This window comes from Streptomyces sp. NBC_01716 (assembly GCF_036248275.1).
Taxonomy (GTDB): Bacteria; Actinomycetota; Actinomycetes; order Streptomycetales; family Streptomycetaceae; genus Streptomyces.
In genome coordinates this window covers 3,482,293-3,507,552 of sequence record NZ_CP109181.1, presented here as the reverse complement: position 1 = coordinate 3,507,552, position 25,260 = coordinate 3,482,293, and the positions used below count along the sequence as shown (strand labels likewise).

Annotated in this window: 24 protein-coding genes, 1 tRNA gene and 1 pseudogene; 15 read left to right on the top strand and 11 right to left on the bottom strand. The window is 70.8% G+C overall.

The genetic code is table 11. The annotated features are described in order from the left end of the window. Positions 1 to 13: 13 nt before the first annotated feature. Positions 14 to 979 (bottom strand): annotated as a pseudogene (locus OIE74_RS15250) (M28 family metallopeptidase); the annotation flags it as partial. Between the two features lie 199 nt (positions 980 to 1,178). Here OIE74_RS15250 and OIE74_RS15245 point away from each other — a divergent pair. After that, positions 1,179 to 1,817 (top strand): CGNR zinc finger domain-containing protein, encoded by a 639-nt coding sequence (locus tag OIE74_RS15245; RefSeq protein WP_329383267.1) that lies wholly within the window; start codon positions 1,179 to 1,181, stop codon positions 1,815 to 1,817. Here the strand turns inward: OIE74_RS15245 and rarD are convergent. The 6 genes from rarD to OIE74_RS15215 all read right to left on the bottom strand — a co-directional run bounded on the left by rarD (position 1,792) and on the right by OIE74_RS15215 (position 9,873). Next, positions 1,792 to 2,781: an EamA family transporter RarD gene (gene rarD / locus OIE74_RS15240; protein ID WP_329383264.1), complete on the bottom strand. Its 990-nt coding sequence runs from the start codon at positions 2,779 to 2,781 to the stop codon at positions 1,792 to 1,794. The two genes, OIE74_RS15245 and rarD, sit on opposite strands and share 26 nt — an antisense overlap. Positions 2,782 to 2,961: 180 nt before the next feature. Next, complete coding sequence (locus tag OIE74_RS15235; RefSeq protein WP_329383261.1) at positions 2,962 to 4,020, bottom strand: 2-oxoacid:ferredoxin oxidoreductase subunit beta; 1,059 nt, start codon at positions 4,018 to 4,020, stop codon at positions 2,962 to 2,964. After that, positions 4,013 to 5,986 carry a 2-oxoacid:acceptor oxidoreductase subunit alpha gene (locus OIE74_RS15230; RefSeq protein ID WP_329383259.1) on the bottom strand — a complete coding sequence of 658 codons (1,974 nt, stop codon included), beginning with the start codon at positions 5,984 to 5,986 and terminating at the stop codon, positions 4,013 to 4,015. The genes OIE74_RS15235 and OIE74_RS15230 overlap by 8 nt, the downstream gene beginning before the upstream one ends. A gap of 282 nt (positions 5,987 to 6,268) precedes the next feature. Then, positions 6,269 to 6,940, bottom strand: coding sequence for a response regulator transcription factor (locus OIE74_RS15225; RefSeq protein ID WP_078075602.1), 672 nt, complete (start codon positions 6,938 to 6,940; stop codon positions 6,269 to 6,271). Between the two features lie 228 nt (positions 6,941 to 7,168). Beyond that, complete coding sequence (locus tag OIE74_RS15220) at positions 7,169 to 8,485, bottom strand: sensor histidine kinase (protein WP_329383257.1); 1,317 nt, start codon at positions 8,483 to 8,485, stop codon at positions 7,169 to 7,171. 170 nt (positions 8,486 to 8,655) lie between these two features. Beyond that, entirely contained in the window at positions 8,656 to 9,873 is a 1,218-nt protein-coding gene (locus OIE74_RS15215; protein ID WP_329383255.1) for a sensor histidine kinase, read from the bottom strand. A 323-nt stretch (positions 9,874 to 10,196) separates the two neighbouring features. On the opposite strand from OIE74_RS15215, the gene OIE74_RS15210 reads away from it, so the two are divergent. The 12 genes from OIE74_RS15210 (at position 10,197) to OIE74_RS15155 (ending at position 21,274) form a co-directional block, all read left to right on the top strand. Next, positions 10,197 to 10,598, top strand: coding sequence for an NADH-quinone oxidoreductase subunit A (locus tag OIE74_RS15210; RefSeq protein ID WP_329392303.1), 402 nt, complete (start codon positions 10,197 to 10,199; stop codon positions 10,596 to 10,598). Continuing rightward, positions 10,589 to 11,275 (top strand): NADH-quinone oxidoreductase subunit B, encoded by a 687-nt coding sequence (locus OIE74_RS15205; RefSeq protein ID WP_329383250.1) that lies wholly within the window; start codon positions 10,589 to 10,591, stop codon positions 11,273 to 11,275. Before OIE74_RS15210 ends, OIE74_RS15205 begins: the two co-directional genes overlap by 10 nt. Further along, positions 11,275 to 12,111: an NADH-quinone oxidoreductase subunit C gene (locus OIE74_RS15200; RefSeq protein WP_329383247.1), complete on the top strand. Its 837-nt coding sequence runs from the start codon at positions 11,275 to 11,277 to the stop codon at positions 12,109 to 12,111. Before OIE74_RS15205 ends, OIE74_RS15200 begins: the two co-directional genes overlap by 1 nt. Then, entirely contained in the window at positions 12,108 to 13,076 is a 969-nt protein-coding gene (locus OIE74_RS15195; protein ID WP_329383244.1) for a complex I subunit 1/NuoH family protein, read from the top strand. Before OIE74_RS15200 ends, OIE74_RS15195 begins: the two co-directional genes overlap by 4 nt. Beyond that, positions 13,077 to 13,658 (top strand): NuoI/complex I 23 kDa subunit family protein, encoded by a 582-nt coding sequence (locus OIE74_RS15190; RefSeq protein WP_329383241.1) that lies wholly within the window; start codon positions 13,077 to 13,079, stop codon positions 13,656 to 13,658. Further along, positions 13,655 to 14,203: an NADH-quinone oxidoreductase subunit J family protein gene (locus OIE74_RS15185; RefSeq protein WP_329383238.1), complete on the top strand. Its 549-nt coding sequence runs from the start codon at positions 13,655 to 13,657 to the stop codon at positions 14,201 to 14,203. Before OIE74_RS15190 ends, OIE74_RS15185 begins: the two co-directional genes overlap by 4 nt. After that, entirely contained in the window at positions 14,203 to 14,628 is a 426-nt protein-coding gene (gene nuoK / locus OIE74_RS15180; protein WP_329383235.1) for an NADH-quinone oxidoreductase subunit NuoK, read from the top strand. The genes OIE74_RS15185 and nuoK overlap by 1 nt, the downstream gene beginning before the upstream one ends. Further along, positions 14,625 to 16,631, top strand: coding sequence for an NADH-quinone oxidoreductase subunit 5 family protein (locus tag OIE74_RS15175; RefSeq protein ID WP_329383233.1), 2,007 nt, complete (start codon positions 14,625 to 14,627; stop codon positions 16,629 to 16,631). Before nuoK ends, OIE74_RS15175 begins: the two co-directional genes overlap by 4 nt. 3 nt (positions 16,632 to 16,634) lie before the next feature. Beyond that, complete coding sequence (locus OIE74_RS15170) at positions 16,635 to 18,227, top strand: complex I subunit 4 family protein (protein ID WP_329383230.1); 1,593 nt, start codon at positions 16,635 to 16,637, stop codon at positions 18,225 to 18,227. Then, positions 18,224 to 19,834 carry an NADH-quinone oxidoreductase subunit N gene (locus OIE74_RS15165; RefSeq protein ID WP_329383227.1) on the top strand — a complete coding sequence of 537 codons (1,611 nt, stop codon included), beginning with the start codon at positions 18,224 to 18,226 and terminating at the stop codon, positions 19,832 to 19,834. Before OIE74_RS15170 ends, OIE74_RS15165 begins: the two co-directional genes overlap by 4 nt. A gap of 187 nt (positions 19,835 to 20,021) precedes the next feature. Further along, on the top strand, positions 20,022 to 20,885 hold the full coding sequence (gene htpX, locus OIE74_RS15160) for a zinc metalloprotease HtpX (RefSeq protein WP_329383224.1): 864 nt from the start codon (positions 20,022 to 20,024) through the stop codon (positions 20,883 to 20,885). Beyond that, positions 20,882 to 21,274 (top strand): YccF domain-containing protein, encoded by a 393-nt coding sequence (locus tag OIE74_RS15155; protein WP_329383221.1) that lies wholly within the window; start codon positions 20,882 to 20,884, stop codon positions 21,272 to 21,274. The genes htpX and OIE74_RS15155 overlap by 4 nt, the downstream gene beginning before the upstream one ends. 13 nt (positions 21,275 to 21,287) lie before the next feature. Here OIE74_RS15155 and OIE74_RS15150 read toward each other — a convergent pair whose 3' ends face one another. Continuing rightward, positions 21,288 to 22,544, bottom strand: coding sequence for an APC family permease (locus tag OIE74_RS15150; RefSeq protein ID WP_329383218.1), 1,257 nt, complete (start codon positions 22,542 to 22,544; stop codon positions 21,288 to 21,290). A gap of 86 nt (positions 22,545 to 22,630) precedes the next feature. Between OIE74_RS15150 and OIE74_RS15145 the strand changes: the two genes are divergently transcribed. Beyond that, a complete protein-coding gene (locus tag OIE74_RS15145) occupies positions 22,631 to 22,900 on the top strand; it encodes a GlsB/YeaQ/YmgE family stress response membrane protein (protein ID WP_329383215.1) in 270 nt (89 codons plus the stop codon). Positions 22,901 to 22,906: 6 nt separating this feature from the next. Here the strand turns inward: OIE74_RS15145 and OIE74_RS15140 are convergent, their stop codons facing one another. Further along, a complete protein-coding gene (locus OIE74_RS15140) occupies positions 22,907 to 23,566 on the bottom strand; it encodes an alpha-ketoglutarate-dependent dioxygenase AlkB family protein (protein WP_329383212.1) in 660 nt (219 codons plus the stop codon). A gap of 139 nt (positions 23,567 to 23,705) precedes the next feature. Continuing rightward, on the bottom strand, positions 23,706 to 24,194 hold the full coding sequence (locus OIE74_RS15135) for a YajQ family cyclic di-GMP-binding protein (protein ID WP_329383210.1): 489 nt from the start codon (positions 24,192 to 24,194) through the stop codon (positions 23,706 to 23,708). Positions 24,195 to 24,420: 226 nt separating this feature from the next. On the opposite strand from OIE74_RS15135, the gene OIE74_RS15130 reads away from it, so the two are divergent. Next, positions 24,421 to 24,502: transfer RNA gene (locus tag OIE74_RS15130), tRNA-Tyr, on the top strand. Positions 24,503 to 24,566: 64 nt separating this feature from the next. On the opposite strand, the gene OIE74_RS15125 is transcribed toward OIE74_RS15130, so the two are convergent. Next, entirely contained in the window at positions 24,567 to 25,226 is a 660-nt protein-coding gene (locus tag OIE74_RS15125) for an SDR family oxidoreductase (RefSeq protein WP_329383208.1), read from the bottom strand. Positions 25,227 to 25,260: the final 34 nt, after the last annotated feature.

Here is a 25,260-nt window from a genome sequence, read left to right as displayed (position 1 = left end):
GCGGGGGTCAGGTCGCCAGCTCCCAGATCGCGTAGGCGACGGCGTCGCTGTTGCGGTCGAGCGCGGTGTCGTTGATGCTCGCAGTCGTGTCGCAGGCCGAGTGGTAGCAGCGGTCGAAGGCCTGCCCCGCCGTACCGCCCCACTTCTGGGCCTGGGCGGCCGACTTCGTACGCCCGGCGCCGGTGAAGAGCCCGCCGACCGGTACGCCGATGCTCATGAAGGAGGCGTGGTCCGAGCGGCCGTCGCCCTCGGTCTCGATCTCCGTCGGGACGCCGAGTCCGGCGAAGTACGTCTTGAAGGTCTGCTCGATGGCGGGGTCGTCGTCGTAGACGAAGTAGCCGGGGTTCGACGAGCCGATCATGTCGAAGTTGAGATAGCCGTCGAGCTTCGCGCGCTCGGCGGACGGCAGGTTGTTCGCGTAGTAGCGGGAGCCGACCAGCCCCAGCTCCTCGGCGCCCCACCAGCCGAACCGCAGGTGCTTCGCCGGCTCCAGCCCTGCTCTGGACACCGCGAGCGCGGTCTCCAGTACGGCGGCAGAGCCGGACCCGTTGTCGTTGATCCCGGCGCCCGATGTCACGGAGTCGAGGTGCGCGCCGGCCATCAGGACCTGGTTGGGGTCGCCCCCGGGCCAGTCGGCTATCAGGTTGTACCCGACGCGCCCACCGGAGGTGAACTGCTGGACGGAGGTGGTGAACCCGGCCGCGTCCAGCTTGCCCTTCACATAGTTGACGGAGGCCAGATAACCGGGCCGCCCGTGGGCCCGGTTGCCGCCGTTGGCGGCGGCTATGGAGGAGAGCTCGCTGAGATGCGCCTTGACGTTGGTGAGGGATATGTCGGGGGCGGCGAGAACGGCGGCGGGCGCCGCGCTGCTGCCCTGCGAAGCGGTCGCTGCGGGCACACCGCCCGCGAGCAGCCCGCCGATCGCGAGCGCGCCGACAAGGAGGGAACGTGCGGGAACGGAGAGCGTGGAGAGTTTCATGTGGGGGCTCCGGATTCCGTACGGGGACTGACGGAAGTGGTGCGGATGCGTGCTGATGGTCGACGCACGCTCAACACACCGTCAAGAGCGGGAACCGGACACGGGTGTTCGCACTCCGGATACCTGTAGGTCAGCGCCGTTCCACGCGCCGTCCCGCGTGGGACATCCCGGCTCCTGCGAAACCACTTATAGTGGTTACATGACTGACCGATCGACGAGCACGCCCGGGATGGTCCTGGGGACCTCCGAGGGGCGTCCCTACCGTTTCGATCCGGGCGCCCTCTGCCTGGAGTTGCTGGTGACCGGTGGGCCGGCGGCGCCGACGCCGTACGAGGCGCTGGACCGGCCCGCCGCGCTGGTCCGCTGGGCCGGGGAGAGCCGGCTCGCGCCCGGACTGGGGGCGGTGCTCGCGGTGGACGAGGCGGACGTGCGCGCGGCCCGTGCGGTGCGTGACGCGCTGCTGCGGATCACCGCCGACCGTGCGGGGGGTCACCGTTTCGGCCGCCCCGCCGACGCCTCCGACTTCGCCGTCCTCAACGCGGCGGCGGCCGAGGCCCCGCTCGTCGCCCGGGTGGGCGCGGACGGGGCGCGGGAGTGGGCTCCCGGGGCGACAGGGGCGCAGTTGCTGTCGACCGTCGCGCGCGATGCCGTGGACCTCTTCACGGGGCCGTACGCGGACCGTTTCCGCGAATGCGGCACGCACAACTGCTACTTGCTGTTCGTCGACACCTCGCGGCCGGGCCGTCGCCGCTGGTGCGCGATGGAGCGGTGCGGGAATCTCCACAAGGTCCGGGCCCATCGCGCCCGCCGTACTACGGCCGCGACGACGACTCCGTAGGCGCGGGCGCGGGCGCAGGTGACGGAGCAAGGGCCGCGGCCGTGCCCTCCGCCCGCCGCAGCGCCTCCGCCTTCGCCCTCGTACGCCGCGACGTCCGCAGCGCGTCCCACGTCAGGATCGTCAGCGCCGCCCACACCAGCGCGAAGCCCGCCCACCGCTCGGCCGGCATCGCCTCGTGGAAGTACAGGATCCCCAGCAGGAACTGGAACACCGGCGCCAGATACTGCAGCAGCCCCAGCGTCGACAGCGGCACCCGTATCGCCGCCGCCCCGAAGCAGACCAGCGGCACGGCCGTCACCACACCCGTGGCCGCCAGCAGCGCGGCGTGCCCCGCCCCTTCCGGTCCGAACGTCGCGTCGCCGGAGATCCCCAGCCAGACCAGATAGCCGAGCGCGGGCACGAACAGGATCACGGTCTCGGCGGCCAGTGATTCCAGACCGCCGATGTTGACCTTCTTCTTCACCAGGCCGTACGTCGCGAACGAGAACGCCAGCGTGAGCGAGATCCAGGGCGGCTGCCCGTATCCGATCGCCAGCACCAGTACGGCGAGGAGACCGACGCCGACCGCCGCCCACTGGGCGGGCCGCAGCCGCTCCTTGAGGAGCAGGACCCCCATGGCGATGGTGACGAGCGGGTTGATGAAGTACCCGAGGGACGCCTCCACGACATGGCCGGTGTTGACCGACCAGATGTACAGGCCCCAGTTGACGCTGATCACGGCCGCGGCCACCACCAGCATTCCCAGCTTGCGGGGCTCGCCCAGCAACTCCCGTACCCACGCCCAGCGGCGCACCACGAGCAGCGCGATCGCGACGAAGGCCAGCGACCAGACCATCCGGTGGGCCAGGATCTCGACCGCGCCGGAGGGCTTGAGCAGCGGCCAGAAGAGGGGGACCAGACCCCACATGCCGTAGGCGCCGATCCCGTACAGCAATCCCGCCCGCTGCTCTCCGTCCGACTTCACTGGCCCTCCCGAACCGCACACATCAGTTCGACGACGGTAGCGCCGGGCGGACCGGACTGTCATGTCCGTATCGGAATACGGTCATGACAGCCCGGCCCGCAACGGGGAACGACACGACGAGGCCCGGGTCTCGTGGAGGACGAGATCCGGGCCCCGGAACGTACGGACGTGGTCGGCCGGTCAGCCGACCACCGTCCAGGTGTCGTTGCCGGCGAGCAGCTGCGACAGGTCGCCCTTGCCGTTCTGCTCGACAGCCGCGTCGAGCTGATCGCTCATCAGCGTGTCGTAGACCGGCCGCTTCACGCTGCGCAGCACACCGATCGGTGTGTGGTGCAGCGTGTCCGGGTCGGCCAGGCGCGAGAGCGCGAACGCCGTGGTCGGGCTGGTGGCGTGCGCGTCGTGCACCAGGATCTGGTGCTCGTTGTCCGCCGTCACCGGTACGACGACGAGATCGCCGGTCGCCGGGTCCCGTACGACACCCTTGGAGTTGTCGGCCCCGAACCGGATCGGCTCGCCGTGCTCCAGGCGGATGACCGCCTCCTGGGCCCGCTCCTTGTCCTTCAGCGCCTCGAAGGCACCGTCATTGAAGATGTTGCAGTTCTGGTAGATCTCCACCAGCGCCGTGCCCGGGTGGTCGGCCGCCTGGCGCAGCACGCTCGTGAGGTGCTTGCGGTCGGAGTCGACCGTCCGGGCCACGAAGGACGCCTCGGCGCCGATCGCCAGCGACACCGGGTTGAAGGGCGAGTCCAGCGAGCCCATCGGCGTCGACTTGGTGATCTTGCCGACCTCGGAGGTGGGCGAGTACTGCCCCTTCGTCAGCCCGTAGATCCGGTTGTTGAACAGCAGGATCTTCAGGTTGACGTTGCGCCGGAGCGCGTGGATGAGGTGGTTGCCGCCGATGGACAGCGCGTCGCCGTCACCCGTGACGACCCAGACGGACAGATCGCGGCGCGAGGTCGCGAGCCCGGTGGCGATGGCCGGAGCGCGTCCGTGGATGGAGTGCATGCCGTAGGTGTTCATGTAGTACGGGAAGCGGCTGGAGCAGCCGATCCCCGACACGAACACGATGTTCTCCTTGGCCAGCCCGAGGTCCGGCATGAAGCCCTGGACGGCGGCCAGCACGGCGTAGTCACCGCAGCCGGGGCACCAGCGGACCTCCTGGTCGGACTTGAAGTCCTTCATGGACTGCTTGGCCTCGGCCTTGGGGACGAGGGAAAGCAGCTCGTTGACCTCAGGCATCGATGGCCTCCTTGAGAGCCGTGGCGAGCTGTTCGGCCTTGAACGGCATGCCGTTGACCTGGTTGTAGGAGTGCGCGTCGATGAGGTACTTCGCCCGCAGGAGCGTGGCGAGCTGCCCCAGGTTCATCTCCGGCACCACGACCTTGTCGTAACGCTTCAGCACCTCGCCCAGATTCCGCGGGAACGGGTTGATGTGGCGCAGATGCGCCTGCGCGATCGGGTGGCCGCCCGTGCGCAGCCGGCGGACGGCGGCGGTGATGGGGCCGTACGTGGAGCCCCAGCCGAGCACCAGCGTGCGCGCGCCGTCCGGGTCGTCGACGACGAGGTCGGGCACCTCGATGCCGTCGATCTTGGCCTGGCGGGTGCGGACCATGAAGTCGTGGTTGGCCGGGTCGTAGGAGATGTTGCCCGTGCCGTCCTGCTTCTCGATGCCGCCGATGCGGTGTTCGAGACCGGGTGTGCCGGGCACGGCCCACGGCCGGGCCAGGGTCTGCGGGTCGCGCTTGTACGGCCAGAAGACGTCCGTGCCGTCGGGCAGCTGGTGGTTGGGCGCCGTGGTGAACCGCACACCCAGGTCCGGCAGTTCGTCCGGCTCGGGGATCCGCCAGGGCTCGGAGCCGTTGGCGAGGTAGCCGTCGGAGAGCAGGAAGACCGGCGTGCGGTACGTGACCGCGATCCGGGCCGCCTCGATGGCCGCGTCGAAGCAGTCCGCGGGGGTCTGCGGGGCGACGATCGGCACCGGCGCCTCGCCGTTGCGGCCGTACATCGCCTGGAGCAGGTCGGCCTGTTCGGTCTTGGTCGGCAGACCGGTCGAAGGACCACCGCGCTGGATCGCCACCACCAGCAGGGGCAGCTCCAGCGAGACCGCCAGACCGATCGTCTCCGACTTCAGGGCCACCCCGGGCCCGGAGGTCGTCGTCACGGCGAGGGAACCGCCGAAGGACGCGCCGAGCGCCGCGCCGATGGCGGCGATCTCGTCCTCCGCCTGGAAGGTGCGGACGCCGAAGTTCTTGTGGCGCGACAGCTCATGGAGGATGTCGGACGCCGGCGTGATCGGGTACGACCCGAGGTAGAGCGGCAGATCGGCCTGGTGGGAGGCGGCGATCAGCCCGTACGACAGCGCCAGGTTCCCGGAGATGTTGCGGTAGGTGCCGGTCGGGAACGCCTTGGTGGCCGGGGCGACCTCGTAGGAGACGGCGAAGTCCTCGGTGGTCTCGCCGAAGTTCCAGCCCGCCCGGAACGCCGCGACGTTCGCCTCGGCGATGTGCGGCTTCTTCGCGAACTTCGTCCGCAGGAACTGCTCCGTGCTCTCGGTCGGGCGGTGGTACATCCACGAGAGCAGACCCAGCGCGAACATGTTCTTCGAACGCTCGGCCTCCTTGCGGGAGAGCCCGAACTCCTTCAGCGCCTCGATCGTCAGCGTCGTCAGCGGCACCGGGTGGAGCTGGTACGCCTCCAGCGAGCCGTCCTCCAGGGGCGAGGTGGTGTAACCGACCTTCGCCATGGGGCGCTTGGTGAACTCGTCGGTGTTGACGATGATGTCGGCGCCCCGCGGCACGTCGCCGATGTTCGCCTTGAGCGCGGCCGGGTTCATCGCGACCAGCACGTTCGGCGCGTCGCCCGGGGTGAGGATGTCGTGGTCGGCGAAGTGCAGCTGGAACGAGGACACACCCGGCAGGGTGCCTGCGGGCGCGCGGATCTCGGCGGGGAAGTTCGGCAGCGTGGACAGGTCGTTCCCGAACGACGCCGTCTCGGAGGTGAACCGGTCACCCGTCAGCTGCATGCCGTCACCGGAGTCACCCGCGAAACGGATGATCACCCGGTCCAGACGGCGGACTTCCTTCGAGCCTGACGCACCGGGCACACCGGACGCGCCTTCGGGCGCGCGCTGATCGCCGACGACGGACTCACTCGTGTCGTCAGCCCCGTCGGCCTGCTCGGCTGGGCTACTGACCTGGCTGGTCACTGAACTGGACCTCCCTGGAGGCGGCTGCTTGGGCCGACCGGTACGACCGGTACACCCAGGGCCACCCTACGTCGGTAAGGGTCGCCTTCCCTGGACCGCTCGTATGGTGGACGTCGTTTCGAGACGCTTCGTAGTGGCAATTTGCCATGTTTTATCCGCCCCCGGGTGCTCTGTGTTCATCCCTGTCTGTGCCGATTTGAACTCAGTCTTTTGGACTAGGACCCACTGCCTGCCCCTACTTGCCCCTCACCTGGCCGCGGCGACCGGTGGGGCACGGCGCCGTCACGAGTTGAGATAGGTCAGCACCGCCAGCACCCGGCGGTGATCTCCGTCACTCGGCGACAGGCCCAGCTTCTGGAAGATGTTGCTGACGTGCTTCTCCACCGCGCCGTCGCTCACGACCAGCTGCCTGGCGATCGCCGAGTTGGTCCGCCCCTCCGCCATCAGGCCCAGGACCTCGCGCTCCCGGGGCGTCAGACCGACCAGCACGTCCTGCTTACGGCTGCGGCCGAGCAGCTGTGCCACCACCTCGGGGTCCAGTGCCGTGCCGCCCCTGGCCACCCGTACGACCGCGTCCACGAACTCGCGGACCTCGGCCACCCGGTCCTTGAGCAGATAGCCGACCCCCCGGCTGCTGCCCGCGAGCAGTTCCGTCGCGTACTGCTCCTCCACGTACTGGGACAGCACCAGCACGCCGATGCCCGGATGGTCCTTGCGCAGCTGGACCGCCGCCCGGACCCCTTCGTCGGTGTGGGTCGGCGGCATCCGTACGTCGGCCACCACCACGTCCGGCGCCGCTCCTTCACGGGCCAGGTCGCCGACGGTCTTGATCAGCGCCTCACCGTCCCCGACACCGGCGACGACGTCATGCCCGAGATCGGTCAGGAGCCGGGTCAGGCCCTCCCGCAGGAGCACCGAATCCTCGGCGATGACCACTCGTACCCTGTCCTCCACAACCCTGCCGCCCCCATGTCGATGTGCGTACGCGCTCCGCGTCCGCCCTGCGGTTCCAGCATCCCAGTATTCGTATCCGCGTGCGTCCACCGACCGGGAACTGATCGAAGCGATAGACGTGACTCCGGCGCGGCCGGGCGGGCCGGACACGCGACTCCGGCGCACCGGACGATGTCCGGTGCGCCGTGGCCGCGTCTGTGTCCCGCCGGTGCTCCGGCGGCGCCGGTGTCACTTGCGCCAGGGCAGCTCCGCCGTCACCGTCGTCGGCCCGCCGACCGGCGAGTCCACGACGAGGATCCCGTCCACCGCGTCGAGCCGCTCCGCGAGACCGGCCAGGCCGCTGCCCGACGAGGTGTTCGCGCCGCCCCGGCCGTCGTCCGAGACCTGGAGCATCAGCCGGTCCTGCATCCGCCACACGTCCACCGACGCGCGCCCGGCCCGGGAGTGCTTGCTGACGTTCTGCAGGAGCTCGGAGACGGTGAAGTAGGCGATGCCCTCGATGGCCGCCGCCGGGCGCTGGTCGAGGTCGACCTCGACCTGGACCGGCACGGTGCAGCGGGAGGCGACGGAGGAGAGCGCGGCGTTCAGGCCCCGGTCGGTGAGGACCGCCGGGTGGATGCCCCGCGCGAGGTCGCGCAGCTCCTGGAGGGCGACCTTCACCTCGCCGTGCGCCTCGTCCACCATCCGCGCCGCCGCCTCCGGGTCGTGCAGCAGCTTCTCCTTCGCCAGCCCCAGGTCCATGGCGAGGGCCACCAGCCGGGCCTGCGCGCCGTCGTGCAGGTCACGCTCGATACGGCGCAGGTCCGCCGCGGCGGTGTCGACCACGACGCCGCGGTCCGACTCCAGCTCCGAGACCCGCTCGGCCAGCCGGGACGGGCCGAGCAGACCGGTGACCAACAGCCGGTCCACACCGGCCAGTCCACGGACCACCCACGGCGACGCGAGGACGAGGACCAGACCGACGACGCTCGTCGCGGCCGTCTCGAACGGGGTGTCCAGGAAGAAGTCGTTGGTGCCGTCACTGAAGAGCGCGATGCCGTCCTGGTCGGTGTACTCGGGGAAGACCCACTGCCACAGCGGATAGAGGAAGAGGCTCCAGCCGGTGGCCATGAAGGTCACGGAGACGACGAAGGAGAATATCGCCCACGGGAAGTGCAGGAAGCCGTAGAGCAGATGCCGCCAGGAGACGCCGCTCTTGAGGACCGCGCCGACCCAGGACATCAGACCTGACTTCTTCCCCCGGACGGGCAGCGGGCTCGCGATGTCCAGATCGAGCAGGGCCCGCGCCCTCATCCGCTCGACCGCTCCCAGGGCCCGGCAGCCGACGAGCGCGGCGGCCAGCAGCGGAATGCCGACGAAGGTCACGAGGAGTCCCGCGCTGAGCGAGACCGTCGTCACCGCGTAGACGAAGAAGAGGATGCCCATCGGGAGGTTGAGAAGGAGATAGAGGAACTCCTTCCACGCCCGGCCCGAGAACGGAGCGCGCAGTGCCGGATGAAGGGTGTGGCTCCGTGGCGGTGTCCGCGTGCCGTAATCCGTGGCCATCGTGTCGTCCGTTCTGCGAGCGGGGCGGTCGTGTCTGCGAGCGGGGCGGTCGTGCTCCCTGTCGTACCTCTATGCTCGTCCGCCGGCCGGGCCCGCACCATGAGGGCGGTTACCGTCTTCGCCCTGGGGTTTTCCCCACCTTCGGTGGTGCGGTTTCAGGGCCCTGACGCTCACTCGTGGGCCGGTTCGCCGCGGGCCGGCTCGCGCTCGCGCCAGGGGAGTTCGGCGGTGACGACCGTCGGCCCGCCGACCGGCGAGTCCAGTACGAAGAGACCGTCGACCGCGCCCAGCCGCTCGGCCAGCCCCGCCATACCCGTCCCGCCGTCCAGCCGGGCGCCCCCGCGCCCGTCGTCCTGGATCTGGATGAGCAGCCGGTCCTTCGCCCGCCACACCTCGACACCGGCCGCACTCGCCCCGCTGTGCTTGCTGACGTTCTGCAGGAGCTCGGAGACCGTGAAGTACGCGATGCCCTCGATCGCCGCTGCCGGCCGCTCCGCCAGCTCGACCTCGACCTTGACCGGGACCGTGCAGCGGGAGGCGATGGCGGAGAGCGCGGCGTCCAGGCCCCGGTCCGTCAGTACGGCCGGATGGATGCCGCGCGCGAGGTCGCGCAGCTCCTGGAGGGCCAGCTTCACCTCGCCGTGCGCCTCGTCCACCATGCTCGCCGCCGTCTCCGGGTCGTCCAGGAGCTTCTCCTTCGCGAGACCGAGCCCCATGGCCAGGGCCACCAGCCGGGCCTGCGCGCCGTCGTGCAGATCGCGCTCGATACGGCGCAGATCGGCGGCTGCCGTGTCCACGACGACGCCCCGGTCCGACTCCAGCTCCGCGATCCGGCTCTCCAGCTCGTCGGAGGGCGAGAGCAGCCCGCGGACCAGGGCGCGGTCGACGTTGGTGAGACCGCGCGCGATGAACGGCAGCACCGGCCAGAGGACGAACAGGCTGACCGTGGTGATCGTGAAGGTCAGGATCCCCCACGGCAGCCGGATGAACTCGTACAACGCGGTCCGCCAGGCCACCGGGTCCTTCAGCCCCGTCCACAGCCAGTCGAAGAACCCCTCGCTGCCGCGGGCCCGCCGCTTACGGCGGCCACGGCCGCGCAGCGGGCTCGGCTCGTCGATCCGGACCCCCAGCAGGGCGCGCGCCCGCGCACGTTCGGCCTTCCCCAGCAGCCGCGCCCCGGCCAGGCCGCCGGCGAGCCAGGGCAGACCGATCACGGTGACGGACAGGAAGACGCCGGTGGGTACGACGAACACGACGTAGACGAAGCCGGCGATCGACAGCGGCAGATTGGCGAGGAGATGCGCGATCTCCTTCCAGGTGTGCCGGTCGAAGGCGAAACGTGGCGGCGGGAGCCGTTCGTCGTCGAAGAGGCTGTTACGGGCGGTCATAAGGCTCTAGCCTGCACGGCCAGGGGGGCGCACGCCATGGGGTGGCTGGGGGAGCGCGGGTGGGGATAACCCCACCACCCTCTCGGAACCCGCCCGACCAGCACCTGAGCGGACACGTGTGGGAGCCATCCATGACCCTGCCGTGACTGATGCGCGACCGACTGCTTACGGTCCCTTTAGCAGGGCCTAGACTCCCGTGCGTACGGATCAGCGACCGGGGCGGCGACCAGGGGCGGCATCAAGGTCGGCACCGGGGTCGGCACCAGGTCGGCACGAGGGTCCGGGAACACACCGATCGGCGGAGCGAGGGGCGGGTGACGCGGGTGACGCATGTGCCGGGACCGACCGTTCTCGCGGCGGACTACTTCCAGAGCTACTCGGTCGTCGGCCTGCTCGCGGTCGTCGGCGTGCTCTTCGTCGCCGTGGCCTTCGGGGCGGGCAGGCTGCTGCGGCCGGTGGTACCGACGCCGGAGAAGCTGCTCACGTACGAATGCGGCGTCGACCCGGTGGGCGAGGGCTGGGCACACACCCAGGTCCGCTACTACGTCTACGCCTTCCTCTACGTCATCTTCGCCGTCGACTCGATCTTCCTCTTCCCGTGGGCGACGGTCTTCGCGGCCCCGGGATACGGCGCGACGACGCTCGTCGAGATGTTCATCTTCCTCGGCTTCCTGGCCGTAGGACTTCTCTACGCATGGAAGAAGGGCGTCCTGGAATGGACGTGACCCCCGCCGCCGCCGAGGTTGCGACTCCCGCCGGGGCCGAGCCGGCTCCGGCCGCCGCCGCACCGGTCGAACTGCCCGATCCCCAACGCCTGGGCGTGCTCTCGCGCCTGGCACCCCAGCCGATGAAGGTCGTCCTCAACTGGGGCCGCCGCTACAGCCTCTGGGTCTTCAACTTCGGACTCGCCTGCTGTGCCATCGAGTTCATCGCCGCGTCGATGGCCCGGCACGACTTCATCAGGCTCGGCGTCATCCCCCTCGCGCCGGGCCCGCGCCAGGCGGACCTGATGGTCGTGTCCGGCACGGTGACGGACAAGATGGCACCGGCGGTGAAGCGGCTGTTCGAGCAGATGCCCGAGCCCAAGTACGTGATCTCCTTCGGCGCCTGCTCCAACTGCGGTGGCCCGTACTGGGACTCGTACTCCGTCACGAAGGGCGTCGACCAGATCATCCCGGTCGACGTCTACGTACCGGGCTGCCCGCCGCGCCCCGAGGCGCTGCTCCAGGGGATCCTCAAGCTCCAGGAGAAGATCTCCCGCGAGTCGCTGGGGGAGCGTTACGGCTCCGGGAGCAGCCGGCCGAGCACCGCCGCGCTGACCAGCGGGCTGGTCGCGGCCCCGCCGACGCCGGGTGCCACGGCGGGATCCACGCCGGGATCCACGGCGGGGGAGAGCACCTGATGACTTCGGACGCGTACGAGGGCCTGCCCGACGCCGTCACCGAGATCTTCGGCGCGGACGCCACCGCGGAGCGCGCGTACGACCTGCTGACGGTCGACGTCCCCGCCGCCTCCTGGCTGACCGCGCTCAAAACCGCCCGTGACGGCCTGGGCTGCACCTACTTCGACTGGCTGAGCGCCGTCGACGAACCGGGCACCGGCTTCCGCGTGAGCGCGCACGTCGCGTCGGTCGAACGCGGGGCCGTACGGCGCCTGTTGGTCCGTACGACCGTTCCGCACGCGGCCGCCGTACTGCCCACCGCCCTCGGGGTCTACGCGGGCGCGGGCTGGCACGAGCGCGAGACGTACGAGATGTTCGGCATCACCTTCACCGACCACCCCAACCTGGTGCACCTGTTGCTGCCCGAGACCTTCGAAGGGCACCCGCTGCGCAAGGACTTCGTCCTGGCGGCCCGGGTCGCGAAGGCCTGGCCGGGCGCGAAGGAGCCGGGGGAGTCCGCGCCGGGCCACACGGGCCCCAAGCGCCGCCAGATGCTGCCGCCGGGCGTACCGGACCCGAACGACTGGGGCCCGCTCAAGGGCCAGCTCCCACCGGCCCCCGCCCGCCCGGCCCGCGCGCCCCGCGCTGCGGGGGACCGCCCGGTCCGCCGCGCCCGCAGCGTGACGGAGGGCTCCACGAGCCAGCAGCCCTCCCCCACAACCACGGACGCCCCGTGGCGCAAGACGGCCCCTGAGTCCGGTCGGGACGCCGGGCCTGAGTCCGCCCCCGACCAGACGGCGCCCGCGCCTGAGGCGGAGCCCGGTCCCGACTCCGAGCGGCCCGGAGGAGACGCGTGAACGACGTGCTCGACGTCGCCATTCGGCTGGTCATCGTCTTCGCCGCCTTCCTCCTCCTGCCCCTGATCGTCGGACAGACCGAGCACAAGGTCATGGCCCACATGCAGGGCCGCCTCGGCCCCATGTACGTCGGCGGCTTCCACGGCTGGGCCCAACTCGTCGCCGACGGCGTGAAGTTCGCGCAGAAGGAAGACATCGTCCCGGCCGCCGCCGACCGCCGGATCTTCCAGCTCGCCCCGGCCGTCGCCCTGCTGCCCTATCTCCTCGTCCTGGTCGTGATCCCGATCGGCCCCCAGGAGGGCGCCGTCGGCGAGGTCGTCGACGCGGGCATCTTCTTCGTGCTCGCCGTGATGGGCGTCGGCGTGCTCGGCTCGCTCATGGCGGGCTGGGCGTCGGCCAACAAGTTCTCCCTGCTCGGCGGGCTGCGCACCGCCGCCCAACTGCTCGCGTACGAACTGCCCATGCTGCTCACCGCCGCCTCCGTCGCGATGGCGGCCGGCACGGTCTCGCTGCCGGGCATCCTCGACGCCTTCGAGTGGTGGTGGGTGCCCTGGCAGATCGTCGGCGCCCTCGTCTTCTTCGTCGCCGGCCTCGCCGAACTCCAGCGCCCTCCCTTCGACATGCCGGTGGCCGACTCCGAGATCATCTTCGGCGCCTACACCGAGTACACCGGTCTGCGCTTCGCGCTGTTTCTTCTCGCCGAGTACGCGGGCATCGTCGTCCTGTGCGGACTGACCACCGTCCTGTTCCTCGGCGGCTGGCACAGCCCGTTCGGCGGGGACGACCTCGGCTGGCTCTGGACTCTCCTCAAGACGTTCCTCCTCGCCTTCGTCGTCATCTGGCTGCGCGTCAGCTATCCGCGGCTGCGCGAGGACCAGCTCCAGAAGCTCGCGTGGACCGTGCTCATCCCGCTCGCCCTCGCCCAGATCGCCCTCACCGGCATCGTCAAGGTGGTGATCCAGTAAGTGGCTCCGATCCCCGGTAGCGGCCTGGCCAAGGGGCTGGCCGTCACCCTTCGTACGATGACGAGGAAGTCCGTCACCGCGCAGTACCCGGACACCCAGCCCGAACTCCCGCCCCGCAGCAGGGGCGTGATCGGTCTGTTCGAGGAGAACTGCACGGTCTGCATGCTCTGCGCCCGTGAGTGCCCCGACTGGTGCATCTACATCGACTCCCACAAGGAGACGCTGCCCGCCGCCGCCCCCGGCGGACGCGAGCGCAGCCGCAACGTCCTCGACCGGTTCGCCATCGACTTCTCGCTCTGCATGTACTGCGGTATCTGTATCGAGGTCTGTCCTTTCGACGCGCTGTTCTGGTCACCGGAGTTCGAGTACGCGGAGACGGACATCCTGGAACTCACCCACGAGCGCGACAGGCTCCGCGAGTGGATGTGGACCGTGCCGGCCCCGCCCGCCCTCGACCCGGGCGCCGAGGAGCCGAAGGAGATCGGCGCCGCCCGCAAGACGGCCGACAAGCTGGCGGCGGCGGAAGCCGCGGCACGGGCGGAGAGCACCTCCGCACCCCGGGAGCGGGAGGACGGCGCGTGACCCACCTCGCGGCCGACCCCGGCTTCCTCTCCCCGACCGGTGTCGAGATCGCCTTCGTCCTCGTCGGCGTCGTCACCCTCGGCGCGGCCGTCATCACCGTCACGACCAGACAGCTGGTGCACGCCGCCCTCTGGCTCGTCGTCGCGCTCGGCGGCCTGGCCGTCGAATACCTGCTGCTGACCGCCGAGTTCATCGCCTGGGTCCAGGTCCTGATCTATGTCGGCTCCGTCGTCGTCCTCCTTCTGTTCGGGCTGATGCTGACGAAGGCGCCCATCGGCCGTTCCCCGGACGCGGATTCGGAGAACCGGTGGGTCGCGCTCGCGGTGGCGATCACCGCGGCCGTCGCGCTGGTGTGGGTGGTCGTCGACGCGTTCCGTACGACCTGGATCGAACTCGAAGGCCCCGCCCAGGGGTCCACCGAGGTCTCCGGACAATTCCTCTTCCGGCACTGGGTCCTGCCCTTCGAAGCACTCTCCGTCCTCCTGCTCGCCGCGCTCATCGGCGCGATCGTCCTGTCCCGCAAGAGCGGCAAGGAGCAGCGCTGATGCATCTCGCCTATCCCGCCGTGCTCGCGGCGCTGCTGTTCTGCACCGGTCTGTACGGGGTGCTCGCCCGCCGCAACGCGATCCTCGTCCTCATGTCCGTCGAGCTGATGCTCAACGCCGTCAATCTCAACCTCGTCGCCTTCGACGTCTGGCTGCGCGACACCCTGCACGCCGGCCAGGCGCTCACCCTGTTCGTGATCGCCGTCGCCGCCGCCGAGATCGGCATCGGCCTGGCGATCGTCCTGATGGTCTACCGCGCCCGGGGCACCGCGGACGTCGACCGCCTCCGCGACAGCGTCGAGAGCGACGCGAGCGACGAGGCCGCGGCCAGGTCCGCCGAAGACGCGGCGGCTGAAGACGCGGCCGCCGAGTCCGCGCGGGCCGAAGCCGACGCCCGTGCGAAGAAGGCTGAGGCCACCGCGTGACCACGACCACCCTCGCCGTCCTCGTCCCCCTCCTGCCGTTCCTCGGGGCGGTCGCCGGACTGCTCATCGGCCGTACGGCCCCCGGCTTCGTCCGGCCACTGGCCGTGCTGCCGCCGCTCGCCGCCGCCGTACTCGCCGCGATCGTCGCCGTACGCCAGAGCAACGGGCACGGCGGCACCCGCGCACCGATCGACGCCGCGACCCAGCTCACCCCCACCGGCTCGGTCCCGATCGACCTCGCCCTGCACATCGACGGCTTCGCCGCCCTCGTCGCGATCCTCGTCGGCGTGGTCGCGACATGCGTGCAGATCTACTCGACGAGCTATCTGCGCGACGACCCGCGCTACCCCTCGTACGCCGCCCTCGTCTCCCTCTTCACCTCCGCGATGCTGCTCGTCGTCTACTCCGGCGACCTGATGGTGCTGCTGGTCGGCTGGGAGATCATGGGCATCTGCTCGTACTTCCTGGTCGGCCACTACTGGGAGACGCCCGAGGCGCGCGCCGCCTCCCTGAAGGCCTTCCTGGTCACCAAACTCGGTGATGTCCCCTTCCTGCTCGGTCTGTTCGCGCTCGCCGTCGACACCGGCACGTTCCGGATCACCGGCGTCCTCCACTCCGTCGCGAACGACGGACTCGACCACCCCACCCTGATCGCGCTCCTGCTGATCGCCGGTGTCGCGGGCAAGTCGGCCCAATTCCCGCTGCACACCTGGCTGCCCGACGCGATGGCCGGCCCCACCCCCGTCTCCGCGCTGATCCACGCGGCGACGATGGTCGCCGCCGGTGTCTACTTCGTGGCCCGTCTCCTCCCTGTCTTCGCCGCCTCGGCCGCCGCCCTCGGCGTACTCGCCGTGCTGGCGGCGATCACCATGGTCGGCTCGGCGCTCGCCGCCCTCGCGCAGGACGACATCAAACGTGTTCTCGCCTACTCGACCATCGGCCAACTCGGCTACATGACCGGCGCGCTGGCCGTGGGCGACCGCGGCGCGGCCGTCTTCCACCTCATCTCGCACGGCGCCTTCAAGGCGCTTCTCTTCCTCGGCGCCGGCGTGATCATCCACGCCGCGGGCACCAACTCCCTCGCCGCCATGTCCCGGATGGGCGGCCTCGCCAAACGCGTCCCCGACGCCTACTGGACGATGACGGTCGCCCTGCTCGCGCTCGCCGCCATCCCGCCCTTCGCCGGCTTCTTCTCCAAGGAAGCCGTCCTCGTCGCCGCCGAACACACCGCCCTCGGCGAGTCCGAGATCGCCCCCAGCCTGGCGGGCTGGACCGTGCTGGTCGCCGGTCTGCTCACCGCCCTCCTCACCGCCGCCTACGCCACGCGCCTGTGGCTCCTCGCCTTCCGGGGCCGGGGCCCCGAAGCGGCCGACCACGGCAGACAGCCCCTCGCGATGAACACCGTCCTGTGGGTGCTCGCCGTCCCCTCCCTCGCGTTCGGCCTGACCGTCGGCATCATCGCCCCCTGGCTGGACGCCGACAGCCTCACCCCCACGGTCACCACCTCCGTACTCGGCACGGGAGTCGCCCTCGTCGGCGGACTGGTCACCTACGGCGCCTGGAGCCACACCACGGCACTCGCCGCCCGGACCCCGATGGGCGCCGTCGCCGCGCACCCGGACGCCGAGCCCGCGCTCTCCGAGGCCGAGGCCATCGCCAGCCACATCCCCGCCTACGGCGACATCGCCTCGGCCCCCGACCCGGCCGACCCCGGCCGGCTCCTGCTGGGCAGGCTCCACGACCACGCCGCCGCCGGCTTCCACCTGGACGCCCTCTACCGCGTCCTCTTCCAGCGCCCGGTCCAGGCCGCGGCGACGCTGGTCCGCTTCCTCGACCGCGAGGTCGTCGACACCTACGTACGCGGAGCGGGCACCGGCACCCGCTGGCTCGGCATCGCCGTACGCGGCGCGCAGACCGGCAACGTCCAGACCTACCTGGGCGCCCTGCTCGCCGGAACGGTCGTCCTGGCCATCGCCGCCGTACTCGTCGCAGCCGGAGCGTGAGCCGTGATCGATATCAGCACGTCCGTGATGCGGGTCCTTCTCGCGTTCATCGTCGTCGCCCCCCTCGCGGGCGCGGCGGCGGCGCTGCTGCCCGCCCCGCCCGGACTCCGGGGCAAGAGCCCCGACCAGGCGGTACTGCGCCACGGCGTGAGCGTGACCGGCGCGATCCTCATCGCCGCGATCGTCCTCGCGCTCGGCTTCGACCACGACCAGCCGTCGAGGATGCAGGCCACGACGGACATCAGCTGGATCGCCGCTCTGGACGTGCGGATCCACCTCGGTGTCGACGGCATCTCTCTCCCCCTTCTGGTCCTGACCGCGCTGCTGACCTTCCTCTGCGCGCTCTACAGCTACTTCAAGCCCCCGGCAGGCCCCTCCCCGAAGGCCTTCGTCGCCCTGCTGCTCGTCCTCGAATCCGGCACCCTCGCGACCTTCGCCGTACTCGACCTGCTGCTCTTCTTCCTGGCCTTCGAGACGGTGCTCATCCCGATGTACTTCCTCATCGCCCGCTGGGGCGGCGAGGAACGGCAGGCCGCCGCCTGGAAGTTCATCCTCTACACGCTCCTCGGATCCGTGGTCATGCTGCTCGGCCTGCTGCTCGTCGGGCTGCACGCGGGCACATTCGACATGGTGGCACTCGCCACTGACAACGGCCGTGGGCTGAGTACATCCGTGCAGGTCACGGCCGTTCTGGCGATCGGGATCGGGCTCGCGGTCAAGACCCCGATGTGGCCGCTGCACAGCTGGCTCCCGGACGCCCACACCGCCGCCCCGACCGTCGGCTCCGTCCTTCTCGCCGGGGTCATGCTCAAGATGGGTACGTACGGGTTCGTCCGTATCGTCCTGCCCGTCGCGCCCGACGGGATGCGGACCTTCGCGCCGTATCTCGCCGCCTTCGCCGTCGCCGGCATCATCTACGGGTCCCTGGCCTGCCTCGCCCTCGCCCGGCAGGGCGCTGGCGGCGACCTCAAGCGCCTGATCGCGTACTCCTCCGTCGGCCACATGGGCTTCGTACTCCTCGGCATCGCGTCCATGACCCCCACCGGAGTCAACGGCGCGCTCTTCGCCAACGTCGCCCACGGCCTGATCACCGGCCTGCTCTTCTTCCTGGTCGGAGCGCTCAAGGACCGCTACGGCACCGCCGACCTCGACACTCTCGCCGGCGCCACCGGCGCGGCGCTGTACGGCCGTGCCCCGCGCCTCGGCGGTCTGCTCGCCTTCGCCGCCGTCGCCTCGCTCGGCCTGCCCGGCCTCGCCGGATTCTGGGGCGAGATGCTCGCCATGTTCGGCGCCTTCGACCCCGCGGACGGCCTCAGCCGCCCCGCCTTCGTCACCTTCACCGCGATCGCCTGCTTCGGCACGCTGCTCACCGCCGCGTACCTGCTGATCGTGGTCCGCCGCGTCTGCATGGGCGTCGTCCGGCAGCCCGGCGAGGACTCCGGCCCCACGCCCGAACTCGCCGACGTCCACGGCTACGAACTCGCCGCCTGGACCCCGCTCGTCGCCCTCACCGTCCTCGCCGGACTCTGGCCCGCCGTCCTCCTCGGCCTCACCGACCCGGCCGTGCAGAAGCTCCTCGCAGGAGGCAAGTCGTGACCGTGGCCGCTGCCCAGGGCGCCGCCGACAGCGCCGCGAATCTCGTCCAGTCCGTCGACTGGCTCGCCATCGCGCCCCCGGCCCTCACCGCCGCCGTCGCCCTGGCCGTCCTGGTCGCCGACCTCTTCGTCCCGGCACGCCGCAAGCCGCTCCTCGGCGTACTCTCCGTCGCCGGCCTCGCCGCCGCGCTCCTCCTGCTCATCCCGCTGCGCGCCGGCGACCGGTCCACCTTCTGCCTGACGGCGGAGCCCGGGGTGTGCAGTTACACGGCCGACCACTTCACCCTCGTCATCCAGCTCCTGGTGCTCGGCGGCGCCCTGCTCACCGCGCTGCTCTCCGTCACCGAACTCGACGGGGGCAAGAACACCGGCAAGGGGCTCCCGGCGGGCGAATTCTGGTTCCTGCTGCTCTCCTCGGCCTCCGGCGCCGCCCTCCTGCCCGCGGCCCGCGACCTCGCCACCCTCGTCGTCGCCCTCGAAGTCGCCACCCTCCCCGCCTTCGCGCTGGTCGGCCTCAAGCGCGGCGACCGCCTCTCCTCCGAGGCGGCGCTGAAGTTCTTCCTCTCCTCCGTGACGGCCACCGCCGTCATGCTGCTGGGCGTCAGCTTCGTGTACGCCGCCACCGGCTCCCTGCATCTCACCGAGATTGCCGCCGGACTCGACGACGTCCCCGGAAAGCTCGAAACCCTCGCGTCGGCCGGCGTCGCCCTGACCCTCGTCGGCTTCGCCTTCAAGGCCGCCGCCGCGCCCTTCCACTTCTGGGTCCCCGACACCTACGTCGGCGCGCCGCTGCCCATCGCCGCCTACCTCTCCGTCGTCAGCAAGGCCGTCGGCTTCTCGGGGCTGATCCTGGTGACGGTCATCGCCTTCCCGAGCCACTCCGACGTATGGGGCCCGGCCGTCGCGGTGCTCGCCGCACTCACCATGACCGTCGGCAACGTCGCCGCGCTGCGCCAGTCGGCCACGCGCGCGTGGAGCGCGGTACGGCTCCTCGCGTGGTCGTCCGTCGCGCAGGCCGGCTATCTGCTGGTGCCGGTCGCGGCGGCGGCGTACGCGGGCACGGACCAGATCGGCTCCACCGTCGCGTACGCCCTGATGTACGCCGTCGTGAACCTCGGCGCCTTCGCCGTCGCCGCCCTCGTCGCCCGTACGAAGCCCCTGAACCGTCTCGCGGACTACCGCGGCCTCGCCTCCGAGCGCCCGCTCGTCGCGCTCGCCATGGGCTTCTTCCTGCTCTGTCTCGCCGGACTGCCGCCCGGCGTCGTCGGCCTCTTCGCGAAGGTCACGGTCTTCTCGTCGGCCGTGGACGCGGGCCTCGGCTGGCTGGCCGTCGTGATGGCCTTCAACGTCGTCATCGCACTCTTCTATTACCTCCAGTGGACGGCGGTGCTCTTCCGGGGCCCCGAGAGCGCCGAGGACGGCCGCCCGGAGAGCGCCGAGGCCGTCCCGGAGACGCCCGCTCCCGCCGGCCTCACCGCCGGCACCCTGGCCGCCCACCCCGCCCCGGCCCCCCTGACCGCCGCGATCGGCCTGACCGCCCTCGCGGGCGTCGCCCTGTCGGGAGCGCCCCAGCTGGTCCTCCGCTTCGCCGCCGAAAGCCTCTTCTGAGGCGCTCTCCCGCCCGGGAACCCGCCCCATCCGCACCCTCCGCCACCCGTACGGCGTACACGCCCGCGCGGGGGCGCCAGGGAACCCGTGACCCTCGCCTGGCGTTGACCAGTGAGGAAGGGTCCACTGGAGAGTGGAGCAGCATCACGTAAAGGGTTCCCCTGCCGCACGATTTGGAGGGCGCTCCGTGCACCGCCGGCACAACGGGTTGAGGACCGCCGCACTCCTCGGGGGACTGTCCGCACTCATCATCGTCATCGGCAGCATCTTCGGCAGGACGGGTCTGATCGTCGCGGTCGTGATCGCGCTCGGGACGAACGCGTACGCGTACTGGAACAGCGACAAGCTCGCCCTGCGCGCCATGCGCGCACGCCCGGTCAGCGAGTTCGAGGCACCGAAGCTCTACCGCATCGTCCGCGAGCTCTCCACGAACGCACGCCGGCCGATGCCACGGCTCTACATCTCGCCGACCCAGGCCCCCAACGCGTTCGCCACCGGCCGCAATCCCCGTAACGCCGCAGTCTGTTGCACGGACGGAATCCTCCAGATCCTGACCGAGGACGAGCTGCGCGGAGTGCTCGGCCATGAGCTCAGCCATGTCTACAACCGCGACATCCTCATCTCGTCCGTCGCCGGCGCCCTCGCCTCGGTCGTCATGTTCCTGGTGAACTTCGCCTGGCTCATCCCCATCGGCCGCTCGGACGACGACGAGGGCCCCGGCCTCGTCGGCATGCTCCTGGTGATGCTGCTGGGCCCGCTGGCCGCCTCGGTGATCCAGCTCGCCGTGAGCCGTTCCAGGGAGTACGAGGCGGACGCGTCGGGCGCGCAGCTCACCGGTGATCCGCTGGCTCTCGCGAGCGCCCTGCGCAAGCTCGAAGCCGGCACGAAGCAATTGCCGTTGCCCCCGGAGCCGCGGATCGAGACGGCGAGCCATCTCATGATCGCCAATCCCTTCCGGCCCGGGCAGGGTGTATCGAGAATGTTCTCCACGCATCCGCCGATGGCGGAGCGCATCGCCCGACTAGAGCAGATGGCAGGTGGCCGCCCATGAAGACAATCCTCAACATCATCTGGCTGGTTCTGAGTGGTTTCTGGCTCTTCCTCGGTTACATGGTCGCCGGACTGCTCCTGTGCGTCACGATCATCGGCATCCCCTTCGGGGTGGCCGCGTTCCGTATCGGCCGGTACGCGCTGTGGCCGTTCGGCTACACGACGGTGGAGCGCCGCGACGCGGGATCACCGTCGTTCGTCGCCAACGTGCTGTGGGTGATCCTGGCCGGCTGGTGGCTCGCCCTCGGCCATATCTTCACCGGGCTCGCCCTCTGTGTGACGATCATCGGCATCCCGCTGGGCATCGCCAACTTCAAGCTGATCCCCGTCTCGCTGCTGCCCTTCGGCCGCGACATCGTCCGTACGGACGAGGCGTTCGCGGGCTGGTGACCTCAGCGCCGCCTCAGCGGCTCGTACGGCGCCGGGCGGCGTACCAGGCCGCCCCCAGCAGCAGCACCGCGGCCCCGGAGACGACCGACGGGGCGGGCAGCGCGAAGGCCAGCACCACACAGCCCACGAGCCCGACCGCCGCCCGTATCCGTACGGGCTGCGAACCGAGCGTCCACGCCGAGGCGTTGGCGATCGCGTAGTACGCCAGCACCCCGAAGGACGAGAAGCCGATCGCCCCGCGCACGTCCGCCGTCGCCGCCAGCACGGCCACGACCGCGCCCACCGCCGGCTCGGCCCGGTGCGGCACCTGGAAGCGTGGATGCACGGCGGCCAGCCCGCGCGGCAGATGCCCGTCCCGTGCCATCGCCAGCGTCGTACGGGAGATCCCGAGGATCAGGGCCAGCAGCGCCCCGAGCGCCCCCGCGGCGGCCCCGACGCGCACCACGGGCACCAGCCAGGACGCCCCGGCGGCCCGTACGGCATCGGCCAGAGGGGCCGCCGAACGCCCCAACTCCCCGGCGCCGAGGACCGACAGCGCCGCGACCGCCACGCACGCGTAGACGGCCAGCACGAGGCCAAGGGCCAGCGGGACGGCGCGCGGGATCGTACGGGCCGGGTCACGCACCTCCTCGCCGAGCGTGGTGATGCGGGCGTATCCGGCGAAGGCGAAGAAGAGCAGCCCGGCGGCCCCCAGCACCCCCCACGCCGTGACCGACCCCGCCTTCGGCTCGGCCTCCGTACCGAGGCCGAGCCCCAGCCGCCCGGCGTCGGCCGCGTCCGAGCCGAGGCACACGACCACGACGGCGGCGAGGACCCCCAGCACCACGGCCACGATCACCCGCGTCAGCGCCGCCGACTTCCGCACGCCCCCGTAGTTCACCGCGGTCAGGACCACCACCGCCGCGACGGCCACCGTGTGCGCCTGCCCCGGCCACACGTACGCCCCGACCGTCAGCGCCATCGCCGCGCACGAGGCGGTCTTGCCGACCACGAAGGCCCAGCCCGCCAGCCACCCCCAGAACGGGCCCAGCCGCTCACGGCCGTACACGTATGTCCCGCCCGAAGCCGGGTAGTCGACCGCGAGCCGGGCCGACGACATCGCGTTGCAGTACGCCACCACGGCGGCCACCGCCAGCCCCCACAACAGACCGGTTCCGGCCGCCCCCGCGGCGGGCCCCAGCGCGACGAAGACACCCGCCCCGAGCATCGCCCCCAGACCGACCACGACGGCGTCGAAGACGCCCAGCGTGCGACGCAGCTCCTGTGTCATACGCCGCACGCTATCGACGTCCGCAACCGCGGCCCGCCCCACGGGCGTCTTTCCGCAGAACACAGCACGAAAGGCAGGTTCACGGCATGACCATCATCGGCTGGCTCGTCCTCGGACTCCTCGCCGGAGCCGTCGCCAAGATCCTGCTGCCCGGCCGGGACCCGGGCGGCCTGATCGGCACCACCCTCATCGGCATCGTCGGCGCCTTCATCGGTGGCTGGATATCGTCCCGCTGGCTGGACCGCCCGATCGACACCGGCTTCTTCGACGCGGCCACCTGGGCGGCGGCGATCGGCGGCTCCCTGGTGCTGCTGATCATCTACCGCCTCCTCTTCGGCCACTCCCGCTCCCGCTGACGAGGCTCAGCCGCCCAGCCCGGTCTCGCGGAGGGTGATGTTCAGCCGCCCGGAGCGCATCCCGCTCGCCGGGCCGGCTGTCCCCGGATACACCTTGGGCACGCCGTGGAACGCGAGCCGGGCCGGCCCGCCGAAGACGAAGAGATCACCGGACGCCAACTCGACATCCGTATAAGGACGCGTCCGCGTCTCCGTGTTGCCGAACCGGAAGACGCAGCTGTCACCGATGCTCAGCGACACCACGGGCGCCCGGGACTTCTCGTCCTTGTCCTGGTGCATGCCCATCCTGGCGTCGCCCTCGTAGAAGTTGACCAGCGCGGTGTCGGGCGCGTAACCGGCCCCGGCCCCCGCCCCGTACGCCTCCTCGACCGCCGCCCGCCCCAACTCCCCGAGCCACGCGGGAAAAGGCGCGACCGGCGCGCCGTTCACATCCCCGGCGGTGCGGGTGTAGCGGTACGGCTGCCAGTGCCACCCCAGACAGACGGTCCGGACGGACATCACACCCCCGTTGGGCAGCCGGGTGTGCCGCATGGGCACGGGCCCCCGTGCCCACCCCCGACAAACCTCCACCAACTCCCGCTGCCGCGCCTCACTCAGCCACCCGGGCACATGCACGGCCCCTTCCCCAAGAACGACCCGCCCCCGCGGAAACAACGCGTCACTCATCGGAACCACCTCCTTGGGAGGAGAACGCAACAGGAGGAGAACGCAACGAGGGCCGCGGCCGGGAAGTCCCCGGCCGGCCGCCCTCGTTGCGCCGTGTTCGTGCCGGACCGGCGACGCCCGCGCCCGGCGGGGCCTTCGGTCAGCGGTAGTTGACGTACTGCAGCGCGAAGTCGAAGTCCTGCCCCTTCAACAGCGCCTGTACGGCCTGAAGATCGTCCCGGCTCTTCGAGCTGACCCGCAGCTCGTCGCCCTGCACGAGCGCCTTGACGCCCTTGGGGCCCTCATCGCGGATGATCTTGGCGACCTTCTTCGCGTTCTCCTGGGAGATGCCCTCCTCGATGGACGCGAAGATCTTGTACTCCTTGCCGGACTGCTGCGGCTCGCCCGCGTCCAGCGCCTTCAGCGAGATGCCCCGCTTGATCAGCTTGGACTGGAAGACGTCGAGGATCGCGTTGACCCGCTCCTCGCTGTTGGCCTGCATAAGGATCTTCTCGCCCGACCAGGCGATCGAGGCTCCGACGTTCTTGAAGTCGTACCGCTGGGAGACCTCCTTCGCGGTCTGGTTGAGGGCGTTGTCGACCTCCTGCCGCTCGACCTTCGAGACGATGTCGAAACTGGAGTCGGCCATGTCCTGTGGCTCCTTGAATCGGGTGCTGGAAGAGAGCCGCGACTCACGCCGCGACTGATGCCGAAACTACGGCCGGGCCCCCGGCCCGCTCCGGTAAAGGGTAGTCATCCCGCCCCCCTCCCGGCCTGATCAATCCGGTGGCGGAGCACCCCCGGGCATCGGGTATCGTTTACGTCGTTGCTACGGAGCAGCGCCCCACAGCGCCGGTCCCGCGACGACATCCCATGGCGGTGTGCCCGAGTGGCCAATGGGAGCGGACTGTAAATCCGCCGGCTTAGCCTTCCCAGGTTCGAATCCTGGCGCCGCCACACGGAAATGATGGCCCCTGGCCCGCGGAGACGCGGACCAGGGGCCATCGTCGTCAGCTCACCATCAGCCGGACGACGCCGCGTTCTTCACCGCTTCCGTGACCGGCACCGTCCCGCTGATCAGCTCCAGCGTCAGACCCGCCGTCGCCGGTGTCTCCACCAACTCCACCAGCGTCGCCGCCACATCGTCCCGGGGCACTGGGCCACGGCCTGTTGACGGCGCGAGGTTCACGACGCCCGTGCCCGCGTCGTTCGTGAGCATTCCCGGGCGCAGCACCGTCGTGTCGAGCCCCTGCCTGCCCATGACGTACGCGTCCGCCGCGCCCTTGGCCCGCAGGTAGTGGTCGAAGACGTCGTCGCCCCGGTGGTCCGGGTCGGCGCCCATGGACGAGACGATCACGTAGCGCCGTACGCCCGCCCGTTCCGCCGCGTCGGCGAAGAGGACCGCCGCGCCCCGGTCGACGGTGTCCTTGCGTTCCGTCGTGCTGCCCGGCCCCGCTCCGGCGGCGAAGACCGCCGCGCCGGCGCCCTCCAGCACCGCGGCGACCTCGTCCACCGAGGCCGACTCCAGGTCGAGCACGACGGCTTCGGCGCCCGCGTCGCGCAGATCGTCCGCCTGTTCGGGTTTGCGGATGATTCCCGCGACCTCGTGTTCGCGCGCGGCGAGCAGCCGCTCCAGCCGCAGCGCGATCTGACCGTGTCCTCCGGCGATGACAATTCGCATGCTCACGACGGTACGTCCGACGGGCCGTCACCGC

Coding starts and splice junctions, on each gene's coding strand:
- OIE74_RS15245 (WP_329383267.1), top strand. CDS start 1,179: ATGACTGACCGATCGACGAGCACGCCCGGGATGGTCCTGGGGACCTCC.
- OIE74_RS15235 (WP_329383261.1), bottom strand. CDS start 4,020: ATGCCTGAGGTCAACGAGCTGCTTTCCCTCGTCCCCAAGGCCGAGGCC.
- OIE74_RS15220 (WP_329383257.1), bottom strand. CDS start 8,485: ATGGCCACGGATTACGGCACGCGGACACCGCCACGGAGCCACACCCTT.
- OIE74_RS15215 (WP_329383255.1), bottom strand. CDS start 9,873: ATGACCGCCCGTAACAGCCTCTTCGACGACGAACGGCTCCCGCCGCCA.
- OIE74_RS15205 (WP_329383250.1), top strand. CDS start 10,589: ATGGACGTGACCCCCGCCGCCGCCGAGGTTGCGACTCCCGCCGGGGCC.
- OIE74_RS15200 (WP_329383247.1), top strand. CDS start 11,275: ATGACTTCGGACGCGTACGAGGGCCTGCCCGACGCCGTCACCGAGATC.
- nuoK (WP_329383235.1), top strand. CDS start 14,203: ATGCATCTCGCCTATCCCGCCGTGCTCGCGGCGCTGCTGTTCTGCACC.
- OIE74_RS15155 (WP_329383221.1), top strand. CDS start 20,882: ATGAAGACAATCCTCAACATCATCTGGCTGGTTCTGAGTGGTTTCTGG.
- OIE74_RS15150 (WP_329383218.1), bottom strand. CDS start 22,544: ATGACACAGGAGCTGCGTCGCACGCTGGGCGTCTTCGACGCCGTCGTG.
- OIE74_RS15145 (WP_329383215.1), top strand. CDS start 22,631: ATGACCATCATCGGCTGGCTCGTCCTCGGACTCCTCGCCGGAGCCGTC.
- OIE74_RS15140 (WP_329383212.1), bottom strand. CDS start 23,566: ATGAGTGACGCGTTGTTTCCGCGGGGGCGGGTCGTTCTTGGGGAAGGG.
- OIE74_RS15135 (WP_329383210.1), bottom strand. CDS start 24,194: ATGGCCGACTCCAGTTTCGACATCGTCTCGAAGGTCGAGCGGCAGGAG.
- OIE74_RS15125 (WP_329383208.1), bottom strand. CDS start 25,226: ATGCGAATTGTCATCGCCGGAGGACACGGTCAGATCGCGCTGCGGCTG.